This window comes from Hydrogenophaga sp., from assembly GCF_018780385.1.
Taxonomy (GTDB): domain Bacteria; phylum Pseudomonadota; class Gammaproteobacteria; order Burkholderiales; family Burkholderiaceae_C; genus Hydrogenophaga.
The window spans coordinates 1-18,028 of sequence record NZ_JADMJO010000085.1 but is presented as its reverse complement, the minus strand read 5'-3'; the positions used below and the strand labels follow the sequence as shown (position 1 = coordinate 18,028).

The following is an 18,028-nucleotide window of genomic DNA, read 5'->3' as shown; positions in this document are numbered from 1 at the left end:
CAGCAGGCTTGTAAGCTGCAAAGCGGATTCCAAAACCACCGGAGACAAACATGCATTTCGCCATCAAGAGCCTCACCGCAGCATCGCTGCTCGCCTGCGCTTTCGCCGCAAACGCGCAGAAGGGCGAGACCGTCAAGATCGCCCTGATCGACCCACAGACCGGCCTCATGGGCCCCGTGGGCAACAACCAGCTCAAGAGCTGGCAGTTCTTCGCCGAGAAGTTCAGCGCCGCCAATCCGGCCGGCGTGAAATTCGAGGTGGTCGGCTTTGACAACAAGCTCAGCCCCGCCGAGAGCCTGAACAACTTCAAGGCCGCACTCGACCAGGGTGTGCGCTACATCGCCCAGGGCAACGGCTCCTCGGTGGCCGGCGCGCTGATCGACGCGGTCAGCAAGCACAACGAACGCAACCCCGGCAAGGAAGTGATCTTCCTGAACTACGCCGCGGTCGACCCCGATTTCACCAACAGCAAGTGCAACTACTGGCACTTCCGTTTCGACGCAGACACGTCCATGAAGATGGAGGCCATGACCACCTTCATGAAGGACCAGCCCGACGTCAAGAACGTCTACCTGCTCAACCAGAATTACTCGCACGGCCAGCAGGTCGCGCGTTTTGCCAAGGAAAACCTCTCGCGCAAGCGCCCCGACGTGAAGATCGTGGGCGAAGACCTGCACCCGCTGGCGCAGGTGCGTGACTTCGCGCCCTACGTGGCCAAGATCAAGGCCTCGGGCGCCGACACCGTGATCACCGGCAACTGGGGTTCCGACCTCGCGCTGCTGGTGAAGGCCGCCAACGAAGGCGGCTACACCGGCAAGTTCTACACCTACTACACCGGCGTGACGGGCACCCCCACCGCGCTGGGCACCGGCGGCGAAGGCCGCGTGTACCAGGTGGCCTACCAGCACTACAACATGGGCGGCCAGATGGGCAAGTGGGCCGACGAGTTCAAGGCCAAGTACAAAGACGACATGTACACCGGCGCGATTCCGCTGGCCTACTCCGCCGTGTCTGAAGCCATGGCCAAGGCCAAGTCGACCGACCCGGTGAAGGTGGCAGCCGCTCTGGAAGGCCTGAAATTCAAGGGCTTCAACGGCGAAGTTGAAGTGCGCAAGCTGGACCACCAGTTGCAGCAGCCGCTGTTTGTCGCGGTGTGGCAGAAAGCCGGGGGCAAGTTCCCTTACAGCCCGGAAAACACCGGCATGACGCTGGCTCCGGTCAAGGAATACCCGTCCTATGTCTCCAGCACGCCCACCAGCTGCGAGATGAAGCGCCCGGGCTGATCGACAGGACCCAGCGCACGAATCCGGTTTCGTGCGGATGGGTCCTCTTGGGTAGAACCAGCGCCGTTTCAGGCGCTGGTTTGTTTTCACCGTGCTCCGACGGCTGACACACCAGCCACGAAAGGCGAACTTCATGGAGTTCTTCATCATCTCCATGCTCAATGGAGTCAGCTACGGCCTGTTGCTGTTCATGTTGAGCTCGGGGCTCACCCTCATCTTCAGCATGATGGGCGTCCTCAATTTCGCGCACGCCAGTTTCTACATGGTCGGCGCCTACATGGGCTACACGCTGTCCAACTGGATCGGCTTCTGGCCCGCCCTGATCGTGGCGCCGCTGCTGGTGGGTGCCATGGGTGCGCTGTTCGAGCGCCTCACATTGCGCAAGGTGCACAAGTTCGGCCACGTGCCCGAGCTGCTGGTGACCTTCGGTTTTTCCTACATCCTGCTCGAGGTGGTGCAACTGGTCTGGGGCCGCACGGCGCTGGACTTCGCTCCGCCCGAGGCATTGCGCGGCCCGGCCTTCACGCTGGTGCACCTCGCAGACGATTCCCTGCAAATGGTCTGGGGCGCGGCGACGAGCGAGATGTGTTCCGCCGCCGGCGCGATCTGCTCGCCGTTTCCGGCCACACGCGGTTTCATGATGCTCGTGGCTCTGCTCATGCTGCTCTCGCTGTGGCTGCTGCTCACGCGCACCCGCATCGGTCTGGTGATCCAGGCCGCGCTCACCCACCCTGAAACGGTGGAGAGTCTGGGGCACAACGTGCCGCGTGTGTTCATGCTGGTGTTTGGCGCTGGCACCGGTCTGGCCGGCCTCGCCGGGGTCATCGGCGGCAGCACCTTCGTCACCGAGCCGGCCATGGCCGCCACGGTGGGCTCGGTGATCTTCGTCGTGGTGGTGGTCGGCGGCATGGGATCGCTCTCGGGTGCCTTTCTCGCCTCCCTGCTCATCGGCGTGATCCAGACCTTTGCGGTCGCCTTCGATTACTCCTTCATCAGCCTGGCGCAACAGCTCGGCATCGAACTCTCGGCCGCCACCAAGGAGAACTCGGTGGTCAAGCTCACGCTGTCGCAGGTGGCGCCGATCCTGCCCTACCTGTTCCTGGTGCTGATCCTGATCTTCCGCCCCAAGGGCCTGCTCGGCACGCGAGAGGGCTGACCCGACATGAGCAACATGAACAACTCCATCGTCCGCCCTGCCATCGGCTTCAACAAGGGCCGCTGGACCGTCTGGTCCCTCTTCGCTGCGGTCCTGCTGGTGGCACCTTTCGTGTTCAGCAGCAACCTCGCGGTGACCATGCTCTCGCAGATGGGCATCGCCATCATTGCCTGCCTGTCCTACAACATCCTGCTGGGGCAGGGCGGCATGCTGAGCTTCGGCCACGCGGTCTACACCGGGCTGGGCTCCTATGTGGCCATGCACGCGCTCAACGCGGCGGCGGGTGGGCAGTTGCCCATTCCCGTGACGCTGCTGCCGCTGGTCGGTGGCGTGGCGGGCCTGTTCTTCGCCATCCTGTTCGGCTACGTCACCACCAAGAAGGCCGGCACCACCTTCGCCATGATCACGCTGGGCATGGCCGAGCTGGTGTTTGCCATGTCGCTGATGTTCTCCGAGTTCTTCGGGGGCGAAGCGGGCGTGTCGGGCAACCGGGTGATCGGGGAGGCCTTCATGGGGATCACCTACGGCCCGCCGCGGCAGGTGTACTACCTGATCGCGGTCTACACCTTCATCTGCGTCGGGCTCATGTTCGCGTTCACGCGCACGCCGCTGGGCCGCATTCTCAACGCCGTGCGTGACAACCCGGAGCGCGTGGAGTTCATCGGCTACAACACGCAGAAGGTGCGCTACCTGTCGTTCATGATCGCCGGCTTCTTCGCCGGCATCGCGGGCGGCCTGGGCGCTCTCAACTTCGAAATCGTCACGGCCGAGGTGGTCGGCGCCGGGCGCTCGGGCGCCTACCTGCTGTTCACTTTCCTGGGCGGCGCCACCATCTTCTTCGGGCCGATCATCGGCGGCATCCTCATGGTGCTGGCCTCGGTGCTGCTGTCGGAGCTGACCAAGGCCTGGTTGCTCTACCTGGGCCTGATCTTCCTGTTCATGGTGATGTACGCGCCCGGTGGCGTGGCCAGCCTGATCATGATGAACGTGCGCGTGGCGGCTTACGGTCTGCTCAAGCGCGTGCTGGGCAGCTATGCGTTGCTGGCCATCATGGGCCTGATCATGCTGGCCGGTGCCGGCGCCATGATCGAAATGATGTACCACCTGCAGCTCAATGCGGGGCAGGACACGGCCTTGCGCTTCCTGGGCGTGAACCTGGACGCCCGCGGCGTGACGAGCTGGGTGGGCGCGTTGGTCGTGATGCTGGTGGGCCTGGGCCTGTTCGAGCTGGTGCGCCGTCGCTTCATGCTCCAGTGGCACGACATCCAGGTGACGATTGAACAACACACACAACAGCGGGAGGCAATATGACGACACCCGCCCTCGAATTGCGCGATCTGCGCAAGAGCTTCGGCAAGACCGACATCATTCGCGGCGTCAACCTGGTGGTGAATCCGGGTGAGCGCGTGGCCATCATCGGCCCCAACGGCGCGGGCAAGTCCACGCTGTTCAACCTGATCTCGGGCCGCTTCGAGCCCAGCAGTGGCGACGTGATGCTGGGTGGCCACCGCATCAACGGCCTGAAGCCGTTCGAGATCAACCGGCTTGGCCTCTCGCGCAGCTTCCAGATCACCAACATCTTTCCCAAGCTCAGCGTGTTCGAGAACCTGCGCTGCGGCGTGCTCTGGAGCCTGGGCTACAAGTACACCTTCCTGAAATTCCTCGCCAACCTCAAGGACGCCAACGACCGCGCCGAAGAGCTCATGCGCATGATTCGTCTGGAGCGCAAGCACGACACGCTGGCCATGAACCTGACCTACGCCGAGCAGCGCGCGCTGGAGATCGGCATCACCATCGCCGGCGGCGCGCAGGTGATCCTGCTGGACGAACCCACGGCCGGCATGAGCAAGAGCGAAACCAGCCGCTTCATCGAGCTGATCCGCGAGGTGACGGTGGGCAAGACGCTGCTGACAGTGGAGCACGACATGGGCGTGGTGTTCGGCTTGGCCGACCGCATCGCCGTGGTGGTGTATGGCGAGGTGATCGCCTTCGACACACCCGAAGCCGTGCGCGCCAACCCACGCGTGCAGGAGGCCTACCTGGGCTCGGTGCTGGCGGATCAACAGGCGGCAGGCCACTGAGGACACACCATGCTTGAGATACAAGACCTTCACGCCTACTACGGCAAGAGCCACGTGTTGCACGGGGTACATTTTTCGGTCGGCAAGGGCGAGATCGTGGCGCTGCTGGGGCGCAACGGCTCCGGCCGCTCGACCACCGCCAAGGCCATCATGGGCCTGGTGGAGAGCACCGGCAGCGTCAACTGGCAAGGCAAGCCCATCCTGGGCAAAAAGCCGTTTGAAATTGCGCACCTGGGCATCGGCCATGTGCCGGAGAACCGCGACATCTTCCCCAAGCTCACCGTGCACCAGAACCTGCTGCTCGGCCAGAAGGGCAAGGGCATCGGAGCCCGATGGAGCTTCGACGACATGTACGCCATGTTCCCGCGCCTGAAAGAGCGGGAGCACACCGAAGCCGGCGTGCTCTCGGGCGGCGAGCAGCAGATGCTCACGCTGTGCCGCACCCTCATGGGCGACCCCGACCTGATCATCATCGACGAGCCCACCGAGGGCCTCGCACCCAAGATCGTGGAGCTGGTGGCCGAGTACCTCCAGACGCTCAAGGCCCGCGGCGTGTCGGTGCTGCTGATCGAGCAGAAGCTCACCATCGCCCTGAGCATCTCCGACCGGGTGCTGGTCATGGGGCACGGCAGCATCGTGTTCCAAGGCACGCCGGAAACGCTTCGCGCCGATTCCCAAGTACGCAAGGAATGGCTGGAAGTCTGACGCCTGACTCACTGGCGACAAGAGGCCCTTGCGGCAGCGCAGCAAGTTCCTAGAATCGAACGATCGTTCTTTTCTGGGAAGAACATCACAGTCCATGCCCCCGGGGCACCCGTTTCCGCCAACAACGAAGGAGATTCCATGACCGCTGAGTACCAGGTCCACGGCGATGTTGCCGTCATCACCATGAACAACCCGCCGGTCAACGGCCTGGGTCTCTCCACCCGCCAGGGCATCGCCGCTGGCCTGGAGAAGGCGGAAGCCGATCCGGCCGTCAAGTCCATCGTGCTCACCGGCGCTGGCAAGGCGTTTTCGGGCGGTGCCGACATCCGTGAATTCGGCTCGCCCAAGGCGCTGGCCGAACCCAACCTGCTCTCGGTGATCCTGGCGGTTGAAAACGCTTCCAAGCCGGTCGTGGCTGCCATGCACAGCGTCGCCATGGGCGGTGGCCTGGAACTGGCCCTGGGCTGCCACTACCGCATTGCCGCGCCCGGCACCAGCGTGGCGCTGCCCGAGGTGAAGCTGGGCCTGATCCCTGGCGCCGGTGGCACGCAGCGCCTGCCGCGTGCCCTGGGCGTGGAGCCGGCGCTCAACATGATCGTGAGCGGTGAGCCAGTGAAGAGCGAAATGCTCGCCATGCTGCCGGGCCAGAAATTGTTCGACAAGATGGCTGCTTCGCCCGAAAGCCTGGCCGAAGAAGCCCTGGCCCTGGCGCGCGAGATGGCCGCCAAACACGCCGACGGCAGCGCGCTACCGAAGGTGCGCAACCTGCCGTGCAAGCACCCGCTGGGCGATGCGTACTTCGCTTTTGCCCGCAACATGGTCAAGGGCATGTCCAAGAACTTCCCCGCGCCCGCCAAATGCGTGGACGCGGTGGAGGCTGCCACCAAGAAGAAATTCGACGACGGCATGGCCTTCGAGCGCGAGATCTTCATCAACCTGATGTGGACGCCCGAGTGCCGCGCGCTGCGCCACCTGTTCACCGCAGAGCGCGCAGCGAGCAAGATTCCTGACGTGCCGGAAGACACGCCCAAGCGCGAAATCGCCTCGGTGGCCGTCATCGGTGCCGGCACCATGGGCGGCGGCATCGCCATGAACTTCCTCAACGCCGGCATCCCGGTGAAGATGCTGGAGATGAAGCAGGAAGCGCTGGACCGGGGTCTGGCGACGATCCGCAAGAACTACGAAGCCCAGATGAAAAAGGGCAAGCTCAAGCAGGACAAGTACGACCAGCGCATGGCCCTGCTCACCACCACGCTGAGCTACGACGACCTGAGTGCCGCCGACCTCGTGATCGAGGCCGTGTTTGAAGAAATCGGCGTGAAGGAAGCCGTGTTCAAGGAACTCGACCGCGTGATGAAGCCCGGCGCGATCCTGGCTTCCAACACCTCCACGCTGGACGTCAACAAGATCGCCTCCTTCACCAAGCGCCCGCAGGACGTGGTGGGCCTGCACTTCTTCAGCCCGGCCAACGTGATGAAGCTGCTGGAAGTGGTGCGCGGCGAGAAGACCGCCAAGGACGTGATGGCCACCGTGATGACCGTGGCCAAGAAGATCAAGAAGACCGCGGTGGTCTCCGGCGTGTGCGACGGCTTCATCGGCAACCGCATGATCGAGCAGTACGGCCGCCAGGGCGGCTTCCTGCTCGACGAAGGCTGCACGCCCGAGCAGGTCGACAAGGCGATGGAGAAGTTCGGCATGGCCATGGGCCCGTTCCGCATGGGCGACCTGGCCGGCAACGACATCGGCTGGGCGATCCGCAAGCGCCGCTACCAGGAAAAGCCGGACATGAAGTACAGCAAGACGGCCGACCTGCTGTGCGAGAAGGGCCGCTACGGCCAGAAGACCGGTGCCGGCTGGTACGACTACGTGCCGGGCAAGCGCGACGCGATCCCGAACGCCGAAGTGGTGAAGATGATCGAGGACCACCGCAAGAGCCTGGGCATCACGCCGCGCAAGATTTCCGATGAAGAGATCGTGCAGCGCCTGGTGTATTCGCTGGTCAACGAGGCCGCGCACATCCTGGAAGAGGGCATCGCCAACAAGGCCAGCGACATCGACGTGGTCTACATCTTCGGCTACGGCTTCCCCGCGCACCGCGGCGGCCCGATGATCTACGCCGACACCGTGGGCCTGTTCAACGTGGTGCAGAGCATGAAGCGCTTTGCCAAGAACCCGCTGGACGACGCGAAATTCTGGGAGCCGGCCCCGCTGCTGGCGAGCCTGGTGGCCGAAGGCAAAACCTTCAACGCCTGAGCCCAAGAACCCACACAAGGAGAACATTTCATGACCAACGCCGTCATCGTTTCCACCGCCCGCACCCCCCTGGCCAAGAGCTGGAAGGGCGCCTTCAACATGACCCACGGAGCCACCCTCGGCGGCCACGCGGTGCAGCACGCCGTGCAGCGCGCCGGCATCGAAGCCGCCGAAGTGGACGACGTCATCATGGGCTGCGCCAACCCCGAAGGCGCCACCGGCGCCAACATCGCGCGCCAGATCGCGCTGCGCGCCGGCCTGCCCATCACCACCTCGGGCATGACGGTCAACCGCTTCTGCTCGTCCGGCCTTCAAACCATCGCCATGGCCGCGCAGCGCATCATTGCCGGCGAGGGCGACGTGTATGTGGCCGGCGGCGTGGAGAGCATCTCCTGCGTGCAGCAGGAGATGAACACCCACATGCTGGCCGACCCATGGCTGGCGAAAAACAAGCCCGAGATCTACTGGAACATGCTGCAGACCGCCGAACAGGTGGCCAAGCGCTACAACATCGGGCGCGACGCCATGGACGAGTACGGCGCTGCCAGCCAGCAGCGGGCCACGGCAGCACTCGAAGCCGGCCTGTTCAAGGCCGAGATCGCTCCCATCACCGTGACCGCCGGCGTGGCCGACAAGGTCATGGGCCTCACCACCAAGCAGGTGACGGTGGAGAACGACGAAGGCATCCGCGCCGGGACCACGTTTGAAGGTATCCACGGCCTGCGCTCGGCCCTGCCAGGTGGCCTGGTCTCGGCCGGCAACGCCAGCCAGTTCAGCGACGGCGGTGGCGCCTGCGTGCTCATGAATGAAACCATGGCCGAGAAACGTGGCCTGACGCCCCTGGGCCGGTTCCTCGGCTTCGCGGTGGCCGGTTGCGAGCCCGACGAGATGGGCATCGGCCCGGTGTTCGCCATCCCCAAGGTGCTCGCGCGCCTGGGCCTGAAGGTGAGCGACATCGACCTGTGGGAACTCAACGAAGCCTTCGCGGTGCAGGTGATCTACTGCCGCGACAAGCTGGGCATCCCGGGCGACAAGCTCAACGTCAACGGCGGCGCGATTGCGGTGGGCCACCCCTACGGCGTGTCGGGCCAGCGCCTGACCGGCCATGCGCTGATCGAAGGCAAGCGCCGCGGCGCCAAGCGCGTCTGCGTGACCATGTGCATTGGCGGCGGCATGGGTGCCGCGGGCGTGTTCGAAGTCCTCTGAGGAATAGCGCCATGGCCGAGGCCAGCGTCAGCCCCGAGGTGTTTCTCGCCATGGGGCGCGAGGTGCTGGCGGCCCAGCCGTTCTCGCGCCTGATCGGTGCCGAACTCGCTGCGTTCTCCCGGGGGCGCTGCGAGCTGCACGTGCCCATCGGCGAGTCGGTCAAGCAGCAGCACGGCTTCGTGCACGGTGGCGTGCTGAGCTACGCGGCCGACAACGCGCTCACCTACGCCGGCGGCAGCGCGCTGGGCTTGCCCGTGGTCACAGCGGAGTTCAAGATCAACTACCTGCGGCCGGCGATAGGTGAGCGCCTGATCGCGCGCGCCGAAGCGGTGCACACCGGCAAGACGCAATCGGTCTGCCGCTGCGATGTGTTCGTGCTGAAGGACGGGGTGGAAAAGCTCTGCGCGGTGGCGCAGGGCACCATCGCCGCCTTGCCGCCCAAGAACTGACGAGAAGAAGAGACACCATGAGCCTGCGCCCCACCGTCGATTTCCTGCTGTATGACTGGCTCGATGCGCCCTCGTTGAGTCAACGTGAACGCTTCTCCGACCATGGTCGGGAAACGTTTGATGCGGTGCTCGACACCTGCGAACGCATCGCGCGCGAGAAGTACGCACCGTTCAACCGCCTCGTGGACACGCAGGAGCCGCACTTCGACGGCGAGCGCGTGATCCTGCCGCAGGCCACACACGATGCGCAGAAGGCCTACGCCGGCTCGGGCATGCTGAGCGCCGCGCAAGACTACGAGGTTGGCGGCATGCAGCTGCCCTACACGGTGGAGGCGGCAGCCAATGCCTTTTTCGCCATGGCTTCGGTGAGCATTGGCTCGGGCATGCTCACCACCGGCAACGCCAACCTGCTCATGGTGCATGGCACGGAGGCGCAGAAACAGGTGTTTGCGCTCAATGAATTCAGCGGCCGCTTCTCGGGGACCATGTGCCTGTCCGAACCGCAAGCCGGATCCAGCTTGAGCGACGTGTCCACGCGTGCCGTGCCCGATGGTGCTGATTTCGCCGACGACCCGCTCGGCCCGCGCTACCGCCTCAAGGGCAACAAGATGTGGATCTCGGCGGGCGAGCACGAACTGACCGACAACATCATCCACCTGGTGCTGGCCAAGATTCCCGATGAACACGGCAAGCTCGTGCCCGGCACGCGCGGCATCTCGCTGTTCATCGTGCCCAAGAAGATGGTGAACGCCGCGGGTGAGTTGACCGGCGAGCGCAACGACGTCGCGCTGGCCGGCCTGAACCACAAGTGCGGCTGGCGTGGCACCACCAACACGCTGCTCAATTTCGGTGAGGGCAAGTATCCCGTTGGCGGAGAGGCGGGTGCCGTGGGCTACCTCGTCGGCCAGGCCGGCAAGGGCCTGCACTGCATGTTCCACATGATGAACGAGGCCCGCATCGGCGTGGGCATGGCCGCCACCATGCTGGGCATGGCGGGTTACCTCGCGAGCCTGGACTACGCGAAGAACCGCCCACAGGGCCGGCCCATGGGTCCGGCTGGCAAAGACCCGGCGCAGGCGCCGGTGCGCATCATCGAACACGCCGACGTGAAGCGCATGCTTCTGGCGCAAAAATCGTATTGCGAAGGCGCGCTCGCGCTCGAACTCTATTGCGCCCGGCTCGTCGACGAGCAGCACACGGCAGAAACCGCCGCGGCCGACGACGCCCGCCTGCTGCTCGAAGTGCTCACACCCATCGCAAAGAGCTGGCCCAGCGAGTGGTGCCTGGAAGCGAACAGCCTGGCAATCCAGATCCACGGTGGCTACGGCTACACACGCGATTTCCCGGTGGAACAGTACTGGCGCGACAACCGCTTGAACATGATCCACGAAGGCACGCACGGCATCCAGGCCATGGACCTGCTGGGCCGCAAGGTGCTGATGGAGGGCGGCAAGGGTCTGAGCCTGTTGGCCGGGCGCATCAACGACACCATCCAGCGCGCGATCCACATCCCCGAATTCGCGGCCCATGCCAATGCACTGGGCCAGGCGCTCGCGCAGGTGGGTGCCGCCACCAAGGCCGCATGGTCCACCGGTGAGCCGACCGATGCGCTGGCCAACGCCGTGCCCTACCTGCAGGCGTTTGGACACACGGTGCTGGCGTGGGTCTGGCTCGACGTGGCGCTGGCCGCGCACGCGGCGCCCGAATCGAGCGCACGCACCGGCCGCCTGGCCGCCATGCGTTTCTTCTTCCACTACGAGCTGCCGAAAATCGGCGCCTGGCTGCAGGTGGTGAGCAGCCGCGACCTGACCTGCGCGGCCCTGCCCGAGGAGGCGTTCTGATGCTGCAGCACATCGTCATGTGGAAGATCAAGGACCTGGGCGCCGAGGGCGACAAGGCCACCAACATCGCGAAGGCCAAGGCCTTGCTCGATGCCTGCGCGCAGCTGGTGCCCGGCATCGAACGCTTCGAGGTCGCCACAGCCCGGCCCGATCTGGAGGGCACCTACGATCTGGTGCTCAACAGCAGCTTCACCGATCGCGCAGCGCTCGCGGCGTACCAGACGCATCCCTCGCATGTGGCGTTGAAGCCGTTCATGCGAAAGGTCGTGCTCGAACGCCAATGCATGGACTACGAAATTTAAGCAACACCACAACACGGAGACCAACATGACCCGAACCATCCACCAACTCTTCGACCTCAAGGGCAAGACCGCCCTCATCACCGGTGGCTCGCGCGGCCTGGGCCTGCAGATGGCCCACGCGCTGGGTGAGGCCGGTGCCCGCGTGGTGATCAGCTCGCGCAAGACCGAAGACCTCGAAGCGGCCACGGCCGAGCTGCAGGCCGCCAACATCGATGCGCGCTGGATCGCTGCCGACTGCTCGAAGGAAGAAGACATCCAGCGCCTGGCCGACGAGAGTCTGCAGCGCCTGGGCGACATCGACATCCTGATCAACAACGCCGGCGCCGCCTGGGGCGCCCCCGCCGAAGACCACCCGGTGGACGCGTGGGACAAGGTGATGAACCTCAACGTGCGCAGCTACTTCATCCTGAGCCAGATCGTGGCCAAGCGCAGCATGATCGCGCGCAGAACCGGCAGCATCATCAACACCGCTTCCATCGCCGGCCTGGGCGGCAACCCGCGCGACATGAAGACCATCGCCTACAACACCTCCAAGGGTGCGGTGATCAACTTCACCCGCGCGCTCGCCGCCGAATGGGGCGCACACGGCATCCGCGTCAACGCGATCTGCCCCGGCTTCTTCCCCAGCAAGATGACCATGGGCACGCTCAAGGCCATGGGTGAAGAGCGCCTGGCCGCGCACGCACCCCTGGGCCGTCTGGGCGACGACGAAGATTTGAAAGGCCTCACACTGCTGTACGCGAGCGACGCCGGCAAGCACATCACGGGTCAGTGGTTGGCGGTCGATGGAGGTGTGTCCATCATCACAGGTGGCTGACCACACCCATACCGTTCGGGCTGAGCTTGTCGAAGCCCTCGCCCACACCCTGGCGAGCCCTTCGACAGGCTCAGGGCGAACGGATACTGTAGGAATCACATGAAATTTTCCGTCCGCATTCCCTTTGTCGAACTGCTCGGCTTCGAACTGCACAAGTTCGAAGGCGGTGAGGCGGAGATCGTTTTCAATCCCCTGCCGGACCACTTGAATTCTTTCGACGTGGTGCACGGCGGCGCCAGCATGACTTTGCTCGACGTGGTGATGGCGCACGCGGCGCGCTCGGTCGAGCCCGACATGGGCTGCGTCACCATCGAGATGAAGACCAGCTTCATGCGCGCGGCGCAGGGACCGTTGCACGCCAAGGGCCGCATCCTGCACCGAACGGCCACCATGGTCTTCACCGAAGGCAGCATCTTCAACGCGGCCGACCAGCTGTGTGCACACGCCACCGGCACCTTCAAGCTGGTGCCTCGCCTGGCCACCGGACCCGGCAGCGCCAAGCCCTTCAACCGCATTTCAACAGACTGATTTCCACAGGAGACACACCATGCCCACCAACCACCAGATCGTGCTCGACAACCGCCCCCAAGGCGAAGCCACCGTCGACAACTTCAAGCTTGTCACCACCGACACCGCCGCCCTCAAGGACGGCCAGGTGCTGGTGCGCCACCACTTCCTGAGCCTGGATCCGTACATGCGCGGGCGCATGAACGACAGCAAGAGCTACGCAGCTTCGCAGGCCCTGGGCGAGGTCATGATCGGTGGCACCGTGGGCGAGGTGGTCGAGTCCATGCACCCCAAGTTCAAGGCCGGTGACCAGGTCGTGGGCATGGGCGGCTGGCAGGAGTTCAGCGTGGTCGACGCCAACCAGGTGGGTGCCTTGCGCAAGGTGGACACAACCCACGTGCCGCTGTCGTATTACCTGGGTGCGGTCGGCATGCCGGGCGTGACCGCCTGGTACGGTCTGGTGAAGCTCATCAACCCCAAGGCCGGCGACACCGTGGTGGTGAGCGCGGCCACGGGCGCGGTGGGCAGTGCCTTCGGCGCGCTGGCCAAGGCGCGCGGCTGCCGCGCGGTGGGCATTGCGGGTGGGCCTGACAAATGCAAGTACGCGGTGGAAGAGCTGGGCTTCGACGCCTGCATCGACTACAAGCTGCACAAGGACGCCTGGTCACTGGCCAAGGCACTCAAGGAAGTCTGCCCCAAGGGCATCGACGGCTACTTTGAAAACGTGGGCGGCATGGTGCTCGACGCGGTGCTGTTGCGCATGAACGCCTTCGGCCGCATCGCGGTGTGCGGGATGATCGCCGGCTACGATGGCCAGCCCCTGCCGCTGACCAACCCCGCGTTGATCCTGGTGAACCGCCTGAAGATCGAAGGCTTCATCGTCAGCGAACACATGGAAGTCTGGCCCGAAGCCCTGACCGAACTGGGCACCCTGGTGGCCACCGGCAAACTGCGCCCGCGCGAGACTGTTGCGCAAGGCCTGTCCGCTGCACCCGAGGCCTTCATGGGCCTGCTCAAAGGCAAGAACTTCGGCAAACAACTGGTCAAACTGATCTGACCGCCAGGAGGCCGGCATGGTGACCACCCACGAAGTGTTCAACCAGCCTGCGCCGCTGGTCGATACCAACCTGTTCAGCGCCAACCGCGCCATGCAGGCCGCGCTGAAGTTCAACGCGCCCGCGCTGGACACGGCGCCGTTGCATGCGCTCGGCGCTTTGGTGGGCAGCGGCGAAATGCAGACGCATGCGCGGCTGGCCAATGTGCACACGCCGCAGCTCAAGACGCACAACCGATGGGGTCAGCGGGTGGATCAGGTGGAGTTCCACCCGAGTTACCACGCGCTGATGACCGCAGCCACGGCTGCAGGCCTGCACGGCACGGCGTTTTCCGCGGAGCAGCAGGCCACCGGCCATGCCCACCAGTTGCGCGCCGCCGGCTTCATGCTCTTCACCGAGCTCGAACCCTCCATCCTGTGCCCCATCTCCATGAGCTACGCGGTGGCGCCCGCGCTCAAGGACAACCCGGCCATCTACCAGGACTGGGAAGCGGGCCTCACCAGCCGCGCCTACGACCCGGCACTCAAGGTGTGGCGCGACAAGCCGGGCCTGACCATGGGCATGGGCATGACGGAAAAGCAGGGCGGCTCCGACGTGCGCGCGAACACCACGCGCGCCGAGCCGGCCGGCAGCGACGCCTGGGGCCAGCGCTTCAGCGTCACCGGTCACAAGTGGTTCTTCTCCGCCCCCATGTGCGACGCCTTCCTGATCCTCGCGCAAACGGCCAGCGGCCTGAGTTGCCTCTTTCTGCCGCGCGTGCTGCCAGACGGTTCGATGAACCAGGTCTTCATCCAGCGCCTGAAAGACAAGCTGGGCAACAAGGCCAACGCGAGTTCCGAGGTCGAGTTCGTGGCGGCAAGCGCCTGGCTGGTGGGGGAGGAGGGCCGTGGCATCCCGCAGATCCTGGCCATGGGCACCATGACGCGGCTGGACTGCGCCCTGGGCACCAGCGGCCTGATGCGCCAGGCACTGAGCATTGCGCTCAACCACACGGCACAACGCAAGGCCTTCGGCAAAACGCTGATCGACCAGCCGCTGATGAAGAACGTGCTGGCCGACCTGGCGCTTGAGTCCGAGGCCGCGACCGCGCTCGCACTGCGCCTGGCGCGCAGCTTTGACCGTGCTGGCGACCCGCACGAACAGGTGATGAACCGCCTGCTCACGCCCGTGGCGAAATTCTGGATCTGCAAGCGCGGCAGCCACTTCGCGCAGGAAGCCATGGAATGCCTGGGCGGCAACGGCTACGTGGAGGAGGGCGGCGAGGGCGTGATGGCACGCATCTACCGCGAGATGCCGCTCAACTCCATCTGGGAAGGCGCGGGCAACATCATGGCCATCGACCTGCTGCGCGCACTGAAAAGAGCCCCCCACGCTCCACCGCTGCGCGGGTCGCTGCCCCCTGAGGGGGCTGTTTCATCTTGGGGCGGCCCGGCGATGAAACAGGTCGACGCGGTCGCCGCACTGGCGCACGAGCTCGCACCCGCCCGAGGCATGCACCCTGCGCTGGACCGGCTGGCGGCGCAACTGCCCATCCGCGTGGAAGAGATGGCCACCGAAATGGAAGCCCGCCGCCTGGCGCAAGACGTGGCACTGGCGGTGCAGGCCGCGCTGCTGGCCCAGACGGCACCCGCCGCCGTGTTCAGCGCATTTTGCGATTCCCGCATCGGTGGTGAGTGGGGCCACAGCTTCGGCTCGCTGGGCGCCGGTGTCGACTTCGACGCCATACTTCAGCGCGCGATGCCCACCTGAACAACGACCCCGGAGACACCATGTCCGACCTCATCCTGCACCACTACCCCACATCCCCGTTCTCGGAAAAGGTGCGCCTGATCCTGGGCCACAAGAAGCTGGCGTGGCAGAGCGTGCACATCCCGCGCATCATGCCCAAGCCCGACGTGATCGCACTCACCGGCGGCTACCGCCGCACACCGTTTCTGCAGATCGGCGCCGACATCTATTGCGACACCGCGCTCATCTGCGACGTGCTCGAACACCGCCAACCCGAGCCCACCCTTTACCCCGAGCACCTCAAGGGCATGGCGCGCGTCTTGTCCCAGTGGGCCGACAGCACGCTGTTCTGGGCCGCCATGGGCTACAGCCTCAGCCCCAAGGGCGCGGCAGCGATGTTTGCCGGCCAGCCGCCGGAAGCGGCCCAGGCCTTTGCGGCAGACCGCGGTGCCATGCGCGGTGGCATGACCAGCCTGCGCTCGGGTGACGCGACTTCCGCCTACAAGAGCTACCTGCGCCGCCTCTCGACCATGGTGGAAATGCACCCCTTCCTGCTGGGTGACGTGCCTTGCGTGGCCGACTTCGCGGCCTACCACCCGCTGTGGTTCAGCCGCGTGGTCAACCCCGCCATGGCCCGCATCCTGGACGCCACGCCACACGTCCTCGAATGGATGGACCGCATGGCCGCGATCGGCCATGGCAGCTCCACCAAACTCACGTCCCTTGATGCGATTGCCGTCGCCGCCGCCGCCCAACCCGCGCCGCATACCGACGACACCTTCCAGGACGACCACGGCATCGCGCTGGGCAACCGCGTGACGATCCACGCCGAGATCTTTGGCCAGGAACCCACTGAAGGCATCCTGCGCGCGGCCACGCGCACCCGCTACACGCTGGAGCGCACCGACGAACGCGCCGGCTTGCTGCATGTGCATTTCCCGCGCATCGGTTTCGTGCTGAGGGAAGTGCGCGCTTGAATTCAAACTCGCTGAACTGGCGCTGCCTGCCTTTTGATGCCCTCCATGCCCGCACGCTCTATGCCCTGCTGCAACTGCGCACCGAGGTGTTCGTGATGGAGCAGAACTGCGTGTTCCAGGACATGGACGGCGCCGATGCGCAGTGCTTTCACCTGCTGGGTGAAACGGCGGACCAGGCCCTGGTCGCCTGTGCCCGTCTGGTGCCGGCCGGCCTGAAGTTCCCCGAGGCCAGCATCGGCCGTGTGGTCACGCTGCCGGCGGCACGCGGTGGTGGCCTGGGCCACGTGCTGATGCGCGAAGCGGTGCAGGCCCTGCATGGCCTGTGGGGCGTGCAGCCCATCCGCATCGGCGCGCAGGCGCGTCTGGAAGCCTTTTACCGCCAGCACGGCTTCGAGCCCATTGGTCCGATCTACATCGAAGACGGCATCGACCACATCGAGATGGTGAGAGCCGCTTGAGCTTTTTCTTATCTACAAACAGGAGACACGGATGATTCAGGACTTCAAAGGCAAGACAGCGGTGCTCACGGGCGCCGGTTCGGGCTTCGGCCTCGAGTGCGCGCGCATCGGCGCCAAGCTGGGCATGAACCTCGTGCTGGTGGACGTGCAGCAGGATGCGCTGGACAAGGCCACGGCCGAGATCGAGGCCACAGGTGTGAAGGTGCTTTCGCGCAAGGTCGACGTGTCGAACCAGGCGCAGATGGAAGCGCTGGCCGCCGATGTGGAGAAGACCTTCGGTGCGCCGCATTTCGTGTTCAACAACGCGGGCGTGGGCTCGGGCGGCCTGATCTGGGAAAACTCGTTGAAGGACTGGGAGTGGGTGCTGGGCGTGAACCTCTGGGGCGTGGTGCACGGCGTGCGCCTGTTCACGCCCATGATGCTGGCCGCCGCAAAGAAGGACCCGGCCTGGCGCGGCCACATCGTGAACACCGCCAGCATGGCCGGCCTGCTCACACCACCCAACATGGGCATCTACAACGTGAGCAAACACGCCGTGGTAAGCCTCACGGAAACGCTCTACCAGGACCTGAAGCTGGTGAGCGACCAGATCAGCGCCAGCGTGCTCTGCCCGTACTTCGTGCCCACCGGCATCAGCCAGAGCCACCGCAACAAGCCCGCCGGCCTGGCCGACGAGAAGGCCACGCAGAGCCAGATGATCGGCCAGGCGCAGAGCGACAAGGCCGTGAGCTCGGGCAAGGTGACGGCGGCCGAGGTGGCGCAGCTGGTGTTCGACGCGATCAGTGCCGACCGCTTCTACATCTTCAGCCACCCGCGCGCGCTGGGCAATGTGCGCGCGCGCATGGAAGGCATCGTGAACATCACCAACCCGGCCGACCCGTTCCACGAGCGGCCGGAAATCGGTGTGGCCTTGCGCGCGGCGCTGCGCGCCGTGTGAGACCGGGGCGGCCATGGGCGAGGGCGGCCACGCGCTGTTCGACACCGCCATCGGTGTCTGCGGCATCGCCTGGGGCGCCGCGGGGGTGTTGGCGGTGCAGTTGCCCGAGGCCGATGCGGCCCGCACCCGCGCGCGGCTGCTGAAAGGCCTGCCGCCGCTGCCCGAGGTGGCGCAGCCGCCGGCTGCGGTGCAGGCCGCCATCGAGGGCGTGCAGGCGCTGTTGAACGGCGAAGCGCGCGACCTGCGCGAGGTGGCGCTGGACATGGCGCGCGT

17 protein-coding genes and 1 pseudogene are annotated in these 18,028 nt (G+C 65.4%); all 18 read left to right on the top strand.

Annotation, left to right across the window (positions count from 1 at the left end; all coding sequences use genetic code 11):
• The first annotated feature begins 50 nt into the window (after positions 1–50).
• A complete protein-coding gene (locus IV113_RS20750; RefSeq protein WP_291088931.1) occupies positions 51–1,283 on the top strand; it encodes a branched-chain amino acid ABC transporter substrate-binding protein in 1,233 nt (410 codons plus the stop codon).
• Positions 1,284–1,416: 133 nt separating this feature from the next.
• Entirely contained in the window at positions 1,417–2,439 is a 1,023-nt protein-coding gene (locus IV113_RS20745) for a branched-chain amino acid ABC transporter permease (protein WP_291088928.1), read from the top strand.
• Positions 2,440–2,454: 15 nt separating this feature from the next.
• Positions 2,455–3,750, top strand: coding sequence for a branched-chain amino acid ABC transporter permease (locus IV113_RS20740; RefSeq protein WP_291088925.1), 1,296 nt, complete (start codon positions 2,455–2,457; stop codon positions 3,748–3,750).
• Positions 3,747–4,520: an ABC transporter ATP-binding protein gene (locus IV113_RS20735; protein ID WP_291088922.1), complete on the top strand. Its 774-nt coding sequence runs from the start codon at positions 3,747–3,749 to the stop codon at positions 4,518–4,520. The genes IV113_RS20740 and IV113_RS20735 overlap by 4 nt, the downstream gene beginning before the upstream one ends.
• 9 nt (positions 4,521–4,529) lie before the next feature.
• Positions 4,530–5,225 (top strand): ABC transporter ATP-binding protein, encoded by a 696-nt coding sequence (locus IV113_RS20730; protein WP_291088919.1) that lies wholly within the window; start codon positions 4,530–4,532, stop codon positions 5,223–5,225.
• Positions 5,226–5,363: 138 nt separating this feature from the next.
• Entirely contained in the window at positions 5,364–7,478 is a 2,115-nt protein-coding gene (locus IV113_RS20725) for a 3-hydroxyacyl-CoA dehydrogenase NAD-binding domain-containing protein (RefSeq protein WP_291088916.1), read from the top strand.
• A 30-nt stretch (positions 7,479–7,508) separates the two neighbouring features.
• Entirely contained in the window at positions 7,509–8,684 is a 1,176-nt protein-coding gene (locus tag IV113_RS20720; protein ID WP_291088913.1) for an acetyl-CoA C-acyltransferase, read from the top strand.
• Between the two features lie 11 nt (positions 8,685–8,695).
• The gene (locus tag IV113_RS20715; RefSeq protein ID WP_291088910.1) at positions 8,696–9,133 is read left to right on the top strand and encodes a PaaI family thioesterase; all 438 of its coding nucleotides are present in this window, start codon (positions 8,696–8,698) and stop codon (positions 9,131–9,133) included.
• A 17-nt stretch (positions 9,134–9,150) separates the two neighbouring features.
• Positions 9,151–10,974, top strand: coding sequence for an acyl-CoA dehydrogenase (locus IV113_RS20710; RefSeq protein WP_291088907.1), 1,824 nt, complete (start codon positions 9,151–9,153; stop codon positions 10,972–10,974).
• Entirely contained in the window at positions 10,974–11,276 is a 303-nt protein-coding gene (locus tag IV113_RS20705) for a Dabb family protein (RefSeq protein WP_291088904.1), read from the top strand. The genes IV113_RS20710 and IV113_RS20705 overlap by 1 nt, the downstream gene beginning before the upstream one ends.
• A 25-nt stretch (positions 11,277–11,301) precedes the next feature.
• Entirely contained in the window at positions 11,302–12,093 is a 792-nt protein-coding gene (locus tag IV113_RS20700; RefSeq protein ID WP_056266133.1) for an SDR family oxidoreductase, read from the top strand.
• A gap of 99 nt (positions 12,094–12,192) precedes the next feature.
• Positions 12,193–12,621, top strand: coding sequence for a PaaI family thioesterase (locus tag IV113_RS20695; RefSeq protein WP_291088899.1), 429 nt, complete (start codon positions 12,193–12,195; stop codon positions 12,619–12,621).
• Positions 12,622–12,640: 19 nt separating this feature from the next.
• On the top strand, positions 12,641–13,657 hold the full coding sequence (locus IV113_RS20690) for an NADP-dependent oxidoreductase (protein WP_291088896.1): 1,017 nt from the start codon (positions 12,641–12,643) through the stop codon (positions 13,655–13,657).
• Between the two features lie 16 nt (positions 13,658–13,673).
• A complete protein-coding gene (locus IV113_RS20685; protein ID WP_291088893.1) occupies positions 13,674–15,404 on the top strand; it encodes an acyl-CoA dehydrogenase family protein in 1,731 nt (576 codons plus the stop codon).
• 20 nt (positions 15,405–15,424) lie between these two features.
• Complete coding sequence (locus IV113_RS20680; RefSeq protein WP_291088890.1) at positions 15,425–16,360, top strand: glutathione S-transferase family protein; 936 nt, start codon at positions 15,425–15,427, stop codon at positions 16,358–16,360.
• Positions 16,357–16,818 carry a GNAT family N-acetyltransferase gene (locus IV113_RS20675; protein ID WP_291088887.1) on the top strand — a complete coding sequence of 154 codons (462 nt, stop codon included), beginning with the start codon at positions 16,357–16,359 and terminating at the stop codon, positions 16,816–16,818. The genes IV113_RS20680 and IV113_RS20675 overlap by 4 nt, the downstream gene beginning before the upstream one ends.
• Positions 16,819–16,849: 31 nt before the next feature.
• Positions 16,850–17,755 (top strand): SDR family oxidoreductase, encoded by a 906-nt coding sequence (locus tag IV113_RS20670; RefSeq protein WP_291088884.1) that lies wholly within the window; start codon positions 16,850–16,852, stop codon positions 17,753–17,755.
• A gap of 13 nt (positions 17,756–17,768) precedes the next feature.
• Positions 17,769–18,028 (top strand): annotated as a pseudogene (locus IV113_RS20665) (cysteine methyltransferase); the annotation flags it as partial.

Excerpts from the sequence above, each read along its gene's own strand:
- IV113_RS20690 (WP_291088896.1), top strand. The coding sequence starts at position 12,641 with ATGCCCACCAACCACCAGATCGTGCTCGACAACCGCCCCCAAGGCGAA.
- IV113_RS20705 (WP_291088904.1), top strand. The coding sequence starts at position 10,974 with ATGCTGCAGCACATCGTCATGTGGAAGATCAAGGACCTGGGCGCCGAG.
- IV113_RS20670 (WP_291088884.1), top strand. The coding sequence starts at position 16,850 with ATGATTCAGGACTTCAAAGGCAAGACAGCGGTGCTCACGGGCGCCGGT.
- IV113_RS20735 (WP_291088922.1), top strand. The coding sequence starts at position 3,747 with ATGACGACACCCGCCCTCGAATTGCGCGATCTGCGCAAGAGCTTCGGC.
- IV113_RS20685 (WP_291088893.1), top strand. The coding sequence starts at position 13,674 with ATGGTGACCACCCACGAAGTGTTCAACCAGCCTGCGCCGCTGGTCGAT.
- IV113_RS20695 (WP_291088899.1), top strand. The coding sequence starts at position 12,193 with ATGAAATTTTCCGTCCGCATTCCCTTTGTCGAACTGCTCGGCTTCGAA.
- IV113_RS20725 (WP_291088916.1), top strand. The coding sequence starts at position 5,364 with ATGACCGCTGAGTACCAGGTCCACGGCGATGTTGCCGTCATCACCATG.
- IV113_RS20720 (WP_291088913.1), top strand. The coding sequence starts at position 7,509 with ATGACCAACGCCGTCATCGTTTCCACCGCCCGCACCCCCCTGGCCAAG.
- IV113_RS20750 (WP_291088931.1), top strand. The coding sequence starts at position 51 with ATGCATTTCGCCATCAAGAGCCTCACCGCAGCATCGCTGCTCGCCTGC.
- IV113_RS20710 (WP_291088907.1), top strand. The coding sequence starts at position 9,151 with ATGAGCCTGCGCCCCACCGTCGATTTCCTGCTGTATGACTGGCTCGAT.
- IV113_RS20700 (WP_056266133.1), top strand. The coding sequence starts at position 11,302 with ATGACCCGAACCATCCACCAACTCTTCGACCTCAAGGGCAAGACCGCC.
- IV113_RS20680 (WP_291088890.1), top strand. The coding sequence starts at position 15,425 with ATGTCCGACCTCATCCTGCACCACTACCCCACATCCCCGTTCTCGGAA.
- IV113_RS20715 (WP_291088910.1), top strand. The coding sequence starts at position 8,696 with ATGGCCGAGGCCAGCGTCAGCCCCGAGGTGTTTCTCGCCATGGGGCGC.
- IV113_RS20740 (WP_291088925.1), top strand. The coding sequence starts at position 2,455 with ATGAACAACTCCATCGTCCGCCCTGCCATCGGCTTCAACAAGGGCCGC.
- IV113_RS20745 (WP_291088928.1), top strand. The coding sequence starts at position 1,417 with ATGGAGTTCTTCATCATCTCCATGCTCAATGGAGTCAGCTACGGCCTG.
- IV113_RS20730 (WP_291088919.1), top strand. The coding sequence starts at position 4,530 with ATGCTTGAGATACAAGACCTTCACGCCTACTACGGCAAGAGCCACGTG.